The 14,525-nt window shown below is 59.8% G+C and carries 13 protein-coding genes and 1 pseudogene; 12 read left to right on the top strand and 2 right to left on the bottom strand.

The window, feature by feature from the left end:
• Positions 1-46 precede the first annotated feature (46 nt).
• From hemN to BVH74_RS16460, 3 genes are all read left to right on the top strand, one after another.
• Positions 47-1,429: an oxygen-independent coproporphyrinogen III oxidase gene (hemN, locus tag BVH74_RS16470; protein ID WP_080051155.1), complete on the top strand. Its 1,383-nt coding sequence runs from the start codon at positions 47-49 to the stop codon at positions 1,427-1,429.
• A 179-nt stretch (positions 1,430-1,608) separates the two neighbouring features.
• Positions 1,609-2,043, top strand: coding sequence for a nuclear transport factor 2 family protein (locus BVH74_RS16465; protein WP_080051154.1), 435 nt, complete (start codon positions 1,609-1,611; stop codon positions 2,041-2,043).
• 28 nt (positions 2,044-2,071) lie between these two features.
• Complete coding sequence (locus BVH74_RS16460; RefSeq protein WP_080051153.1) at positions 2,072-3,031, top strand: NAD(P)H-dependent flavin oxidoreductase; 960 nt, start codon at positions 2,072-2,074, stop codon at positions 3,029-3,031.
• Positions 3,032-3,033: 2 nt separating this feature from the next.
• Here BVH74_RS16460 and BVH74_RS16455 read toward each other — a convergent pair whose 3' ends face one another.
• Positions 3,034-3,573, bottom strand: a complete 540-nt coding sequence (locus BVH74_RS16455; protein WP_080051152.1) for a PadR family transcriptional regulator — start codon at positions 3,571-3,573, stop codon at positions 3,034-3,036.
• Between the two features lie 182 nt (positions 3,574-3,755).
• Here BVH74_RS16455 and tcuA point away from each other — a divergent pair, with 182 nt between their 5' ends.
• The 5 genes and pseudogenes from tcuA to BVH74_RS16430 all read left to right on the top strand — a co-directional run.
• The gene (gene tcuA, locus BVH74_RS16450; RefSeq protein ID WP_080051151.1) at positions 3,756-5,261 is read left to right on the top strand and encodes an FAD-dependent tricarballylate dehydrogenase TcuA; all 1,506 of its coding nucleotides are present in this window, start codon (positions 3,756-3,758) and stop codon (positions 5,259-5,261) included.
• Between the two features lie 2 nt (positions 5,262-5,263).
• Complete coding sequence (locus BVH74_RS16445) at positions 5,264-6,097, top strand: aspartate/glutamate racemase family protein (RefSeq protein WP_080051150.1); 834 nt, start codon at positions 5,264-5,266, stop codon at positions 6,095-6,097.
• Positions 6,094-7,467, top strand: a complete 1,374-nt coding sequence (locus BVH74_RS16440) for an FAD-dependent oxidoreductase (RefSeq protein WP_080051149.1) — start codon at positions 6,094-6,096, stop codon at positions 7,465-7,467. Before BVH74_RS16445 ends, BVH74_RS16440 begins: the two co-directional genes overlap by 4 nt.
• Before the next feature lie 16 nt (positions 7,468-7,483).
• Positions 7,484-8,272 carry an electron transfer flavoprotein subunit beta/FixA family protein gene (locus tag BVH74_RS16435; protein WP_080051148.1) on the top strand — a complete coding sequence of 263 codons (789 nt, stop codon included), beginning with the start codon at positions 7,484-7,486 and terminating at the stop codon, positions 8,270-8,272.
• Positions 8,269-9,096: pseudogene (locus BVH74_RS16430) on the top strand (electron transfer flavoprotein subunit alpha/FixB family protein); the annotation flags it as partial. The gene BVH74_RS16435 and the pseudogene BVH74_RS16430, both read left to right, overlap by 4 nt.
• A gap of 151 nt (positions 9,097-9,247) precedes the next feature.
• Here the strand turns inward: BVH74_RS16430 and BVH74_RS16425 are convergent.
• The gene (locus BVH74_RS16425; RefSeq protein WP_080051147.1) at positions 9,248-10,189 is read right to left on the bottom strand and encodes a LysR family transcriptional regulator; all 942 of its coding nucleotides are present in this window, start codon (positions 10,187-10,189) and stop codon (positions 9,248-9,250) included.
• 99 nt (positions 10,190-10,288) lie between these two features.
• On the opposite strand from BVH74_RS16425, the gene BVH74_RS16420 reads away from it, so the two are divergent.
• The 4 genes from BVH74_RS16420 (at position 10,289) to BVH74_RS16405 (ending at position 14,525) form a co-directional block, all read left to right on the top strand.
• On the top strand, positions 10,289-11,737 hold the full coding sequence (locus tag BVH74_RS16420) for an FAD-dependent oxidoreductase (RefSeq protein WP_080051146.1): 1,449 nt from the start codon (positions 10,289-10,291) through the stop codon (positions 11,735-11,737).
• The gene (locus tag BVH74_RS16415) at positions 11,734-12,477 is read left to right on the top strand and encodes an SDR family NAD(P)-dependent oxidoreductase (protein WP_231705532.1); all 744 of its coding nucleotides are present in this window, start codon (positions 11,734-11,736) and stop codon (positions 12,475-12,477) included. The genes BVH74_RS16420 and BVH74_RS16415 overlap by 4 nt, the downstream gene beginning before the upstream one ends.
• Positions 12,478-12,503: 26 nt before the next feature.
• A complete protein-coding gene (locus BVH74_RS16410; protein ID WP_080051145.1) occupies positions 12,504-13,079 on the top strand; it encodes a cysteine hydrolase family protein in 576 nt (191 codons plus the stop codon).
• Between the two features lie 81 nt (positions 13,080-13,160).
• Positions 13,161-14,525: an MFS transporter gene (locus BVH74_RS16405; protein ID WP_177344546.1), complete on the top strand. Its 1,365-nt coding sequence runs from the start codon at positions 13,161-13,163 to the stop codon at positions 14,523-14,525.

Genomic DNA, 14,525 nt, shown 5'->3' with positions numbered 1-14,525 from the left:
CGGTAGGCTGTACGACATCAGAGTCATACATTCGGAGCGTCCTCCCATGTTCAATACCATCCGCTGGGATGCCGAACTCATCCGCCGTTACGATACCGCAGGGCCGCGCTATACCTCCTATCCCACCGCCGTGCAGTTTCATGACGGTGTCGAGCCTGCCGATCTGCTTCAGGCGCTGGAAGGTAGCCGCTTTGCACGCCGGCCACTGTCGCTGTACGTGCATGTGCCGTTCTGTGCCAACATCTGCTACTACTGCGCCTGCAACAAGGTCATTACCAAGGACCGCAGCCGCTCCCAGCCTTACCTCAAGAGCCTGTTCCGCGAGATCGAGCTGGTCTCGGCCCATGCTGATCCGGACCAGCAGGTTGAACAACTGCATTTCGGCGGCGGCACGCCCACGTTCCTCGGGCATGAGGAGCTGCGTGGGCTGATGGCCAAGCTGCGGGCGCATTTCAACCTGCACGATGACGATATCGGCGACTACAGTATCGAGATCGACCCGCGTGAGGCGGACTGGTCGACCATGGGCATGTTGCGTGAAATCGGCTTCAACCGGGTCAGTTTCGGGGTCCAGGATCTGGATCCCGAAGTGCAGCGCGCGGTCAACCGGCTGCAAAGCCCTGAGCAGACCCAGGCGGTGATGGATGCGGCGCGCACGCTGGAATACCGCTCGATCAACATCGATCTGATCTACGGCCTGCCCAAGCAGAACCCGGAGAGTTTTGCCAAGACCGTAGAGGCGATCATCGCGCTCAAGCCGGATCGGTTGTCGGTATTCAACTACGCTCATCTGCCCGAACGTTTTCCGCCGCAGCGGCGGATCAACGCAGCCGATCTGCCCAGCCCGGAAGCCAAACTACAGATGCTGGAAACCAGCATCCGGCAACTGACCGATGCCGGCTACCGTTATATCGGCATGGACCATTTCGCCCTGCCCGACGATAGCTTGAGCCTGGCCCAGGAGTCGGGTGAGTTGCAGCGCAACTTCCAGGGCTATACCACCCATGGCCACTGCGATTTGATCGGTCTGGGAGTTTCATCCATCAGTCAGATCGGTGATCTGTATTGCCAGAACACGGCCGACATCAAGGTTTATCAGGACAGCCTCGACCATGACCGGCTGGCGACCCGGCGCGGCTTAAGCTGCAATGCTGACGACCGGTTGCGCCGGGCCGTGATCGGCCAGCTTATTTGTCATTTCAAATTGCGTTTCGGTGATATCGAGCGGCGCTTTGGCATCGACTTTCAGAACTATTTTGCCGATTGCTGGCCGATTCTTCAGCAAATGCACCGTGATGGCCTGATCCGGCTGGATGTCGACAACATCGAAATATTGCCGGCCGGGCGACTGCTGGTGCGCTCGGTGTGCATGGTGTTCGACGCCTACCAGCAGGTTGATGGTAGTCAGCGGTTTTCGCGGATTATTTAGCTCCAGCATCGTCATGGCGAGTCGCGAAGCGGCGTGGCCATCCATAAGTGTGCATGGATCACCACACGGCTAAGCCGCTGGTAATGACGAGTGGCTGGTCGTGCCCGTTGCAAAATCGGGTGGCTTGGGGTATTGATATGCAACCAGTTGCATAAATATTCCAACAACAGGAGCCGCCCATGTCATCCAATACCCTTGCTCCGGCTGCCCAGGCCACCCTTGATACCTGGCACCGGATTCTCGAACGTAATGCAATGGAAGAGCTGGACCCGTTGCTGGCCGATGACATAGTGTTTCGCTCGCCGGTAGCCCATACCCCCTATCCAGGGCGAGCGGCCATCAAGCTGGTACTCAAAAACGTCAATCAGGTTTTCGAGAATTTCCGCTATCATCGCAGCTTCGTCAGTGACTGCGGCTCCAGCGTAGTTCTGGAGTTCAGTGCCGAGGTCAACGGCAAGGCGCTCAAGGGCATCGACATGCTGCGTTTCGATGACCAGGGCAAGATTCTTGAATTCGAAGTCATGGTACGGCCGCTGAGCGGACTGCAGGCACTGGGTGCGGAAATGGCCCGGCGCATGGAGCCTTACAAGGCGATTCTGGCTGGCCAGGCCTGATCAATTTCCACCTGTTTCCGGAGGCTTCATGGCTCTTCCCGCAATTCTGCAAAATCTGTCGTTGCCGGCGGTCTGCTCGCCGCTGTTCATCATTTCCAACCCTGATCTGGTAATTGCCCAGTGCAAGGCCGGGGTGGTTGGCTCGTTCCCGGCGCTCAATGCGCGTCCCGGACCGGTGCTGGAAGAGTGGCTGGAGCGCATCACTCGCGAGCTGGACGAATACAATGCGCAAAACCCGGACAAACCGGCCGCGCCGTTTGCGGTCAACCAGATCGTACACAAGTCCAATGACCGGCTGGAGCACGACCTGGCACTGTGCGAAAAGTACAAGGTGCCGATCATCATCACCTCGCTGGGTGCTCGTGAGGATCTGAATCAGCGGGTCCACGCCTATGGCGGCATCGTGCTGCACGACATCATCAACAACAAGTTCGCCAAGAAGGCCATCGAGAAAGGCGCCGATGGCCTGATTGCGGTAGCCGCCGGTGCTGGCGGGCATGCCGGTACCCAGTCGCCGTTCGCGCTGATCCAGGAAATTCGCGAGTGGTTCGACGGCCCGCTGCTGCTGTCCGGCTCGATTGCCAACGGCAATGCGGTGCTGGCAGCCCAGGCCGCCGGGGCCGACCTGGCCTACATTGGCTCGGCCTTCATTGCCACTGAAGAAGCCCATGCCGACCAGGCCTACAAGGACATGATCGTTGCCAGTAGCGCCGAGGACATCGTCTACTCCAACCTGTTCACCGGGGTACACGGCAACTACCTGCGCCAGAGCATCGTCAACAGCGGTCTGGATCCGGAGAGCCTGCCTGAGTCTGATCCGTCGAAGATGAGCTTTGGTTCCGGCGGCAGCAGCAAGTCCAAGGCCTGGCGTGATATCTGGGGTGCTGGTCAAGGGGTTGGTGCAGTGAAGGAAGTGGTACCAGCGGCACAGCTGGTTGAACGACTCAAGCGCGAGTATCAGGCCGCGCGGGAACGTCTGGCGCTGTAATCCTATGGCTGGTTTTGGTGCAGCAGGGGCAAAACTTGCTGCGCCCAGGCCAGCCAGTTTTCCTCGGTCATGATGCCCTTGCGCAAAATGGCATATTGCAGTTGTTGGGCCCTGCTCAGATTGGCGGCGGCAAAGTCGCGCTGCTCGATTTCGCGGTAAACCTCCAGTCGTGCCTGATGCTGCTCGATCAGTTGCTGCAGCTCGGCATCCAGCCCCAGCGGACCTATCACTGCTTCAGCTCGCAGTTTTACCAGCAGATCCTGGGTATTGTTCAGTGACAGCTCCGGGCTGCGCGCCCAGCGAATCAACTCTTCACGTCCGTCCGGTAGCACCCGGTAGACCTTGCGCCGGCGCTTGCCGCCATTGTCCTGCTCCTCGACCTGCACCCAGCCACTACGGGCCATGCGCGCCAGTTCACGATAGATCTGCTGATGGCTGGCCTGCCAGAAATAGCCGATCGAGCGATCGAAGCGATTGGCCAGTTCATAGCCGGTTGAGGGCTGTTCCAGCAGGGAGGTAAGCAGGGCGTGTTGGATAGACATGAGCGCATTCTAGCCGGGGCGCAGCTGCTATCAAAGTCATGCTTTGCTGGAAAGCCTCGCATTACTTTGCAGCTAATCCGAAAAACCCCTTCGGTCTTGGTGCCTCCTACTACCGGTTTCACGCTTGGATAATGCCGCCATGTCAGGTGATGACAGCATCACCGCAACAGACGGAGAGCAGCATGCATTCATTCGACGTTATCGTTCTCGGCGGCGGCAATGCCGGCCTCTGCGCAGCCCTGTCTGCACGTGAGCAGGGGGCGAGAGTGGCGCTGCTTGAGCGTGCCCCCGAAGCGCTCAAAGGCGGCAACTCGGCTCATACTGGCGGTGCTTTTCGGGTTGCCTATCAGGGTGCTAACGACCTCAAACTGCTGATGCCCGACCTGCTCGACAGTGAGCTGGACAACAGTGACTTCGGCAGTTACAGCGAGGACGATTTCTTTGGTGAGCTGGCCGCGATGAGTCAGTATCGGGCTGACCCCGAAGTGCTGGATACCGTGGTTACCCGTAGTCTGGATACCCTGTGCTGGATGACCGGCAAGGGCGTGCGCTTCATGCCGATCTATGGCCGCCAGGCGTTCAAGGTCGACGGTAAGTACAAATTTTGGGGCGGCCTGACGGTCGAGGTGTCCGGCGGTGGCCTGGGACTGGTTGATGCTCTGACTCGCCGGGCTGTGCAGGAGGGAGTTGAGCTTGTCTATGATACCCGCGGCAAGCGGCTGAACCGCTGTGGCGACGGGCGCTGGCAGGTGCTGACCGACCGTGGTGAGGTGTATGCCGCACCTGCGGTTATTGTTGCCACCGGCGGTTTTCACGCCAATCTGCGCTGGCGTGCCCAGTACCTGGGGCCGGGCTGGGATCTGGCCAAGGTGCGTGGCTCACGTTTCAATACCGGCGATGGTATCCAGATGGCGCTGGATGTCGGTGCGGCGGCTCATGGTAACTGGTCCGGTTGCCACGCCGTGTTCTACGACCTCAACGCCCCGGCGCAGGGTGACATCAACCTGCTCAACATGCAGAAGAACTATTTCCACCTCGGTGTGGTGGTGAATGCCGATGGCCGGCGCTTTATCGACGAGGGCGAGGATTTTCGCAATTACACCTACTCCGGCATGGGTGAGAAGGTGTTGCGCCAACCCGGAGGTGTTGCCTGGCAGATCTTCGATCAGCACAGCGAGCACCTGCTGCCGGATGAGTACCGGGTGCGTCAGGCCACCCGTATCGAGGCCGACAGCCTTGAAGCGCTGGCGGCCAGGCTCGAAGGCATAAATGCAGCAGCATTGCTGCAGACCCTGACCGACTATAACGCAGCGGTGCGTACCGATATCCCCTTCAACCCGGCGGTACGTGATGGCCGTTGTACTCAGGGTTTGAGTCTGCCGAAGTCGAACTGGGCCAACCCGCTGAGCAAACCGCCGTTCGTTGCCTATGCCGTTACTTGTGGCATCACCTTTACCTTTGGCGGCCTGCAGGTCGACAGCCAGGCGCGGGTTCAGGACGAACAGGGTCAGCCGATCGAAGGGCTGTATGCCGCCGGCGAGCTGGTCGGCAACCTTTACTACGTCAAATACGCCGGTGGTGCCGGGCTCACCTCGGGGTCGGTGCTGGGCCGTCTGGCCGGCGCCGATGCTGCGCAATACAGCGTCACCGACACTCTGTCCATCGACAATCAGCCAACCAGGGACTGACCATGAGCATTCGCATCTGGCATCAGAGTTTTACCGTTCTCAGCGACTTGGGCGCCTATGACGCTGCGTTGCGGGCTCACTTCCGCAAAGTGGCCCGCCCCGATACCGTGATCGATATGCACGGTATGCAGCCTGGCACCTACCGCAGCAATTATCCGGGCGACGATATCAAGTACGGCGCTCTCCAGTACCTGCATGGCTTGCAGTTCATGGCCAACGGTATCAATGCCGAAGCTCAGGGTTACGACGCCTATGCGATCAGCACCCTGCCGGAGCCGGCGCTGCGGGAAATCCGTAGCCTGCTTAACATCCCGGTGGTTGGTTACGGTGAGTCGGCCATGCTGACTGCCTGCATGCTTGGCCGGCGTTTTGGCGTACTGGTGTTCATCGACGAACTGGCTGAATTGGTCAGCGACAACGCGGCTCGGCATGGGCTGGGTGGGCGACTGGCCGGTGTGCGTCACGTTGGCTTCCGCTTCGCCGATGTGTTGGCGGCCTTCAGCGATCCTGAGCCTTTGATCGAGCAGTTCCGCAGTGCGGCACGGGCACTGATTACCGCTGGCGCCGAAGTGATCATTCCCGGTGAGGCACCGCTGAATGTGCTGCTGGCTACTCACGGTATCAGTGAGGTGGACGGCGTACCGGTGCTCGATTCGCTTGGTGCCTGGATCAAGCAGGCCGAGGCGATGGTCGACCTGCAGCGGGCCAACGGCACCCGCAGCTGCAATCGCAACTATTTTTCGGCCCGCCCAGACCCACTACGAGTCAGAGAGATTTTTGATTTTTACGGGCTGGGCGAACGTCTGCTCGAAACCACCGAGGAGCGCACGGCATGAGCAACCGTCTTGAGACTGAACTCTTGGTGATCGGTGGGGGGCTGGCTGGTTTTACTGCCGCGTTGACGGCGGCTGAAGCGGGAATTCAGGTGTTGATACTGGAAAAGACCTCGGCGACAGGAGGCTCCTCAGCCATGAGCGGAGGTTGTCTGGCCTTCGCTGGTACTGATCTGCAGCAGGAACGCGGTATCGAGGATTCCTCTGAACTGCTGTATCGGGATCTGATCGAGGTGGGCAAGGGTGAATGTGACGAGGCATTGGTCAAGGCCTACGTCGACCAGCAACTGGCAACCTATGAGTGGCTTAAGCACCACGGTGTCAGTTTCCTGCCTGTCATTGAAACCGCCTCAGGGCAGTCGGTGCCCAGAGTACACAATGTTGATCCTGCCGACATGATACGCCAATTGGAACGGGCCGCCTTGGCGACCGGCAAGGTTGAACTGCTGCGCGATACGCGAGCCCGTCGGTTGCAACGCGATGTCAGCGGGCGGGTTACCGGAGTAGCTGCCGAGCAGGCCGGGAGTCCGCTGGAGGTTCGGGCGTCGCGCGGGGTGATTCTGGCCAGCGGCGGCTTTGTGCATGACCGCGAGATGATCCATCGCTTCTCCCCGCTGTATGACAATGCAGTGTTTATCGGTGGTGAGGGCAATGAGGGTGACGGGCTGCGCATGGCCTGGGCCCTGGGCGCCGATGTGCGGGATATGGTGCATATCAAGGGTACCTATGGCAAACACCCGATGGACGAACACAACCACCACGCCTGTCTGGCGGTTTACAAGGGCGCCATTGCGGTGAATCAGGAAGGTCGGCGCTATGTTGACGAGTCGCTGTCCTACAAGCTGCTCGGCGATGCCTGCATGCAGCAGTCCTATGGTGTGACCTACCAGATTCTAGATCGCGAGATCATGGCCGACGGTGACAACCGGGTACGGATTCTCGATTTTCAGCGCCGGCTGGAGGAAGGGTTGTTTGTCGAAGCCGATAGCCTGGAAGAACTGGCGCAGATGCTGGAGCTGCCGGTAGAAGACTTTCTTGCTGAAGTGCAGGCCTATAACCAGGCCGTGATCCAGGGCCAGGCACCGGCCTTTGGCCGCCGGCATCTGGTGCATATGCACGGCGAGTTGCGCCCTCTCAGTCATCCACCATTTTATGCCTATCCCTCTACCGCAGCCGTATTCGGCACCTACTGTGGCGTGCGTGTTGATCCGCAGATGCGGGTGCATGACGTTTTCGGCGAGCCTATCGATGGGCTGCTGGCTGCAGGTGAAATGGTCGGCGGACTGCATGGTGCGGCCTACATGACCGGATCAGCGCTGGGCAAGGCGGCAATTTTCGGGCGCTTGGCTGCGGCCACGGTAATTTCAGGTTGAAGCGGGGGAGGCTGTGATGAACATTCTGGTGCTGCTGGCCGGTGTCGCTGACAATCGCTATCCGTTGCACCCCATTGCGATTGGCGCTGACGGGCAGATCGATGAAAGTGCGCAGTCACGGCGGATTCTCAGTCCGTTCGATGAGGGCGCGCTGGAGTTGGCGTTGAAGCTGCGTGACAAGCACAGCGACTACCGCCTGGAGGTGCTGGTGCTGGGTGGCAGCAACAGCGACAACCTGTTGCGCAGTGTGGCGGCATTCAAGCCGGACCGGCTGCGCCGTCTCGATCTGCAACCCTGCTGTTTGTGGGATGCACAGCTGAGTAGTCACCAGATTGCCGGGCTGATCCGTAGTGAGGCTTTGCAACCGGATCTATTGCTGATCGGGCGCGAGTTCGGCGATCTGGATGAAGGCGGCTTGCCGGTGATGCTGGCTTCTGCTTTGAGTTTGCCGCTGTTCGCGCTGACCCAGTATGCGCAGTGGCAGGATGGTCAACTGTGTCTTTTGCGCGAACGTGGCATACGCCAGCAGTGGTATCGCCCGCCGGGTCCGGTGTTGGCGACGGTGACCAATGATCGGCGCAACAAGCTGCGCCACCCCTTGATGAAAAACGTGATGATGGCGAAAAAACTCGGTTTCGATGCTGTGACTGCAGCAGCTGACGGTAGCCCATTACGATTGAAAGCACTGGAGGTGGCTCGGGATGTTCAGCGTGGCGGCCAGTGTCGCATGCTGGCGGGCGATGTTGGCAGCCAGGCCGACGCCATTTTGGCTTATGTACGTGACAGCGGGGAGGTGCCGGCATGACGATGCAGCAACGAATTATAGCGGTGATCCCGCTGGCCTGGGGTCAGGAGGCTGCCGAACAGGCGCTGGCTGCAGCCCGGCAAGTGGCGCATCAACAGTCTCTGGCGTGTGCGGTACTGGCGCTTGGCCCCGCTCCTGCTGCCTGGCTGACAGATATGGCGGGGGCTGCTGGTGCGGTTGAGCTGGTTTATGCCGTACATGCTGCCTTGAGCGATGGTGAGAATCTCCAGGCACTGGCCGAAGCCGCCGCACAGGCACTGGATCAGTCCGGTCAGCAACTGTTGCTGCTGCCGCCGGGCAGTGAAGGGGAAGAGCTGGGGGCTCGTCTGGCCGCGTGTCTTTCCGCAACCTGGCTTGGGCGCTGTGCGCGACTGGACTGGAAGGCTGACGGTCTTGAGTTTGAGCGCGCTTGCTGGGGTGGGCGGCTGACGTTGCGTCTCCAGATTGAGACCAGTCTGGCGGTGGCTTGCCTGCGAGCCGGCAAACTGCAACAGCAGCCGGCGCACGCTAATGTGCTTGAGCCTCTAATTATCGAACTGGGCAAATCACTGCCGGCCATGTTCGAGATCGAGCAGAGCAGCAGCGGGCAGACCCTGCCGCCGGTCGAAAGCGCTCGTATCGTGGTTTCCGGTGGTCGCGGCGTCAATGAGGCTGGGTTTGCGTTGTTGGAACAACTGGCGATGAAACTCGGTGGCAGTCTAGGCGGCAGCCTGCCGGCGGTGGATGCCGGTATGCTGCCGGTGATGCGTCAGGTCGGAGTCTCCGGCAAGTTCGTCAGCCCCGATGTCTATCTGGCGGTAGGGATTTCCGGTACTCCACAGCACCTGGCCGGGATCAGCCATGACAGTCGCATCGTGGCGATCAACAGCGACCCGGCAGCGGACATTTTCAAGGTTGCCAATCTCGGCGCTGTGGTGGACTGGGAGCAAATGTTGCCAGCTTTGCTGGAGCGACTCCCCGCGTAGACTTTGGAGTTCACTGACGGCCGTGCTGCAGGCCAATACGTACGCCCACCGGCACCCGGCGCTGGGCGTCAAGGCTGCTCATCATGTAGTCGATGAACGCCCGCGTACGTGGCGCCACGAAGCGTGACTTGGGCGTTACGCTGAAAAAAGTGCGGCCGTAGGTGCTCCACTGCGGCAGCAACTCCACCAGTTTTCCCTCAGAAATCAGTCGGTTGACAAAAACGTCAAGTACATAGATATAGCCCTGATCGGCCAGCGCGGCATTGATCAAGGCGTCGGTGCTGTTGAAATGCAACGGGCCTTCGGGCAACAGTTCATGGTGTTCACCGTCAAGGCTGAACGACCAGACTGCCGGGCTGAAACTGGCTTTGCGAAACAGGCCCAGGCAGCGGGCGGCGCGCAATTCGCGCGGATGCTGCGGGGTGCCGGCTAGCTCCAGAAATGAGGGGGTGGCGCAGGCAACGTAATGTGCCTGGTACAGCGGCCTGGCAACCAGGTCGGCGTCATTGACCGAGTCGATCCGGATGGCTACGTCGGTACCGCTTTCAATCAGGCCTTCGGGGTGGTCGGTCAGACGCAGGGCAACCTGCAGGTCTGGGTGCTGGCGACAGAAGTCGGCCAGCAGCGGGGCGATTACATCCTTGCCGAAGGCGGCCGGCGACTCAATCCGCAACTGTCCCTGAATGTTGCCGGTCTGCTCCATGACTTCCGCTTCTGCTTCCTCGACCTGACGCAGCAGTTCCACACAGTGACGAAAGAATCGTTCGCCCGGATCGGTCAGGCGCAAGGTGCGGGTGTTGCGGCTGAGCAGCGTGACCCCCAGGTAGGTTTCCAGGTTGCGTACGCTGGCTGTGACGGTGGCATTGGCGATATCCAGTGATTCTGCCGCGCGGCTGAAACTGCCGCATTCAACAACGCGGGTAAAGACCTGCATGGCCCAGAGCTTGTCCATTCGGTTCTTCATGTTTTTCTAAAACCCCATTAGCTCAGCAAGTCTCGAACCCCTCAGGGTGGCTTTCTATAGTACCAACCACCTGAGGGAGGTACAAAAATGACTGAACTGAATTTCGATCTGATAGTAGTGGGCTGCGGTGCGGCAGGTCTGTCGGCAGCAGTATCGGCGGCTGAGCAGGGTCTCAAGGTTGCCGTTCTGGAGCGCTCGGTACCCGAGGAACGCGGTGGTCAGACGCGCTGGACCGAAGCCTACCTGCGGATGCAGAGTCATGACCAGGTCACTGACGATTTCGACGCCTTCCTCGCGGAAAATTCCGGTTTTTACCAGGACCCGGATTTCGTAGCTGAAAGCCTACGTGAGCGCTCGGACTGGTCGGTCCAGGCACGCAGCCTGGCTGCTATCGATGCTAACGTAATCGGCACCTTTGCCGACAGCGTGCCTGACACCATCAACTGGCTGAAAGAGCAGGGGGTACGTTTTGATTTCCTGCCTACCCAGTTTCTGACCAGTACCCAGCCGCGCCTGCTACCGGTCGGTGGTGGTGAGGCCATCGTCGAATGTTTGGCTGCGCGAGCAGAAGCGCTGGGGGCTGAGTTCTTCTATGAAACTACTGCCCGAGCACTGATCACCAGTGGCTTGAACCAGGTCTGTGGTCTGCATGCCTGGTCAGCCGAACGTGGCGAGTTGCGTTTTCACGGCGCAGTCACTCTGGCCTGCGGCGGGTTTGAAGGCAACCTGGAAATGCTCAGCCGCTACATGGGGCCCAAGGCTGCTTTCATGCGCCCGGTCTGCAAGGGGGGGTATTACAACCGCGGCGAAGGCATTCAGATGGCCCTGGATATCGGCGCAGCAGGGGCGGGCGAGTTCGGTAACTTTCATGCTGAACCGGTAGACCCTCGCTCTGGGATTTCCGAACCATCGATCTTTATCTTTCCCTATGGCGTGCTGGTCAACCGCGAAGGTAAGCGCTTTACCGATGAAGCACCCGGTACGGTGGATGCCTGGTATGAGCGGGTAACACGCAAGATTCTGGCCCAGACCGACGGTATCGCTTGGGTAATCCTGGACCAGAAGGTTAAGGATATTCCCAATTATCGGCTGGGCATTCGCACCGATCAGCCAGCGATTGAAGGCAACTCGTTCGGTGAACTGGCTCAGCGTCTGGAGCTGCCTGTTGATCAGTTCAACCAAACCATGGCCGAGTACAACGCTGCTTGCCGCCCAGGCACCTGGAAACCGCTGGAGCTGGACGGTCTTGCGACCCAGGGGTTGAGCCCGGCAAAAAGCAACTGGGCGCTACCCGTTGATCAGGGGCCGTTCATGGCTTACCCGATCATTTCGGCCAATGTCTTTACCTTTGGCGGCCTGAAGATCGATGAGCATGCCCGGGTGGTAAGCGTCGACGGCGCACCGATTACCAATCTGTATGCCGCGGGCGAAACTGCTGCGATGTATTTCGGCAACTACTGTGGCGGCACCTCGGTACTGCGTGGTCTGGTCTTTGGCCGCCGTGCTGGTCAGACCGCTGCACAGGTGACGGCATGAGCACCGACAAGGGGCTGGCGTTGGTGACCGGCGCCTGTGGCGCCATCGGCAAGGCCACCTGTGAGCGCTTGCTGGCCGAAGGTTACAAGGTCTTGGCCACCGACATGCAGCCTGGTTCGTCTTTGCCCGCAGCAGTGTCATTTCGTGGCCTGGATGTTACCGACGAGCAGGCAGTCAGCCGGCTGATCAGTGAGGGTGAACAGCGCTACGGGCAAATTACCGCGCTGGTCAATGTAGCTGGTGTGGTATCTCGGGGCCGGGCTATAGACCTGCCGGTGGCCGAGGTCGAGCGGGTCTGGCGCATCAATGTCCTGGGGACTCTGATTGTCTGTCAGCAGGTGGGGCAGCGTATGGCCGCACGTGGGCGCGGTGCCATCGTCAATATCGGCTCGGTGGTTGGCAAGAATGCCGGCAATGCCCGGCCCTGGCTGGACCCGAATGAGCTGGATCGGGCTGGTAACGTGGCCTATGGCATGTCCAAGTCAGCCATTCATACCCTGACCGGGTTCCTGGCCAAGGAGCTGGCACCCCAGGGAGTTCGGGTCAATGCGGTAGCTCCTGGTCCGATTGCCACGCAGATGACCGATAGCTTTCCCGAAAGCCTGCGGGCACTGGTCCCAGCGGGGCGCATGGGTACCCCGGAGGAGGTTGCCCATGCAATCCACTTTCTGCTCGATGAGCGTTCCGGCTTCATCAGTGGCGAGATTCTCGATGTCAATGGCGCACTCTGGTGCGACTGAGTTCACCAACCATAAGGACGACTTCAATGAAGAGTATTTACCTGGTTCTGGATATGCAGAACGACCTGGTGCACGCCGATGGTGCCAGCGGCAAGGCTCCGATGCAGGCCGATATTCAGGCTCGCGAGGTGATCCAGCGCACCGCCAGCGCCATTTCCCGTGCTCGGGCTAAGGGTATTCCTGTTGCCTATGTGCGCGTGGCGTTCTCGGACGATCACCGCGAGGCTAATCCCAGCTCGCAGGTGTTTGGCCCTATTGCCAAAAACGGCATTCTCAAAATGAACGCCTGGGGTGGTCAGGTGCATGAAGCGCTGGCACCACAGGCAGGTGACTGGGATATTGTCAAACACCGGGTGTCGCCGTTCTACCAAACCAAACTTGAGCTGCTGCTCAAGCGTGAAGGAATTGAGCGTATCTATTGCAGCGGCGTCAGTACCCAGGCGGTGGTCCAGGCTACTGTGCGCGATGCCCATGACCGTGATTACGATGTTGTGGTGCTGGAAGACTGCTGCGCTGGCCCGAATGAGCAGGAACATGCCAATTCGCTTGCCAGCATCGCCCGCTTTTGCTCCGTGGCCACATCTGAAACGGCCTTTGAGTAAATCGCTGAGCCCTTGGGTCCAGAATGATTTGCTGCCCGGTCTTCGCTCATGAGGCCGGGTTTTTTCTTTCAGGAGAGCCGGGTGAGTACGCACGCCTCAGCAACCAGCATTGCCGCCCTGGTGATCGGTAGTTTCGCCGTAGTGATGTCGGCGACCACTATCAATGTGGCGATTGCGCCGATGATGGCCGAGTTCGCAATCAGTCACCGCCTGGCGCAATCCTTTTCATCGGTTTTTCTCGGTCTGACAGTCGTCTGCGCGCCGCTGGCATCCTGGCTGGCTGACCGCTTTGGAGCCTGGCGGGTGTTCGCCAGACTGTTGCTGCTGTATCTGCTGGTTTCGCTACTGGCCGGGCTGTCCGACAGCTTTGCCGCGATGCTGACGGCGCGCGCCGTACAGGGACTGTGTGCCGGTATCATGCAGCCCTTGTCGCTGTTTCTGGTGCTGGAATCGGCCAACCCGGCCCGTCAAGGTCGTACCCTGTCGATGTTCAGTCTGGGAGTGGTAATGGCACCTGCACTGGGTCCGACTCTGGCCGGTTTTGTCGTTGAGCATGCCAACTGGCGTCATACTTTCTGGCTGGGCGTGCCGCCTGCCATGGTGGCTCTGGGGCTGATTGTCTGGCGCCGTCCGCAGGAGCGTGCAGTAGTGACGACACCCAGTCGGCTTGACTTTGCCGGGCTGGGGTTTCTCGCCATGCTGGTTGCCATGGTGTTTCTCTGGCCGTTGCTGCTGGAGCATTCCTCAGGTTTGGCCATGCTGATGGCCTTGATCTGGCTTTGTCTGGTTCGAGTTTTCTGGCGGCAGATGCAAGTGCGTGAAGAGCCGTTGATCGAGCCGGCGCTATTGAGTCATCCCGCATATTTCAGCGGGTTGCTGGTAACGCTGGCCTATGGTGTTGGCATGTACGGTTCAATCTTTCTGATTCCATTGCTGCTGCAAAACGGCCTGGGTGAGTCGGCGGTGACTACCGGTAATCTGTTGCTGCTCGGTGGGGTGGCGCTGGCCGTAAGTATTCCTCTGGCTGGGCGGCTGGTGGATCGTTTCTCTTCGCACCTGGTGGTCTCGATTGGCCTGTCCTGCTTTGCGGTATCGAGCTTGCTGTTGGCCTGGCCGGGCGGGCTTGGCAGTATTGCTGCCGGGATTGTGATCAGTCGGTTTGCCCTGGGCATGATCATCCCAGGTCTCTATACCAGCATGGCCCGGGCGGTACCGGACAGTCTGTTGCGTCGGGGGACAGCAGTCACCACCATGACTCGGCAGGCTGGAGGTGCGTTGGGTATTACGCTGATTGGTGCGCTGCTGGCCAGCCTGACGCAGGGGGTGGTTGCACCTCTGGCGCAAACACCCGACCAGCCGTATCGGGTGTTGTTTGCGCTGATTTCGCTGTTGTTTCTGGCGTCATTGTTCGCTGCAAGACGTATGAATCTACGCGCCAGCGACTGA

Origin of the sequence: Halopseudomonas phragmitis (genome assembly GCF_002056295.1) — a bacterium.
In the GTDB taxonomy this organism is placed as follows: Bacteria; Pseudomonadota; Gammaproteobacteria; order Pseudomonadales; family Pseudomonadaceae; genus Halopseudomonas; species Halopseudomonas phragmitis.
Note: the sequence above shows the minus strand (reverse complement) of the source record. Positions and strands in the feature narration are given on the sequence as shown.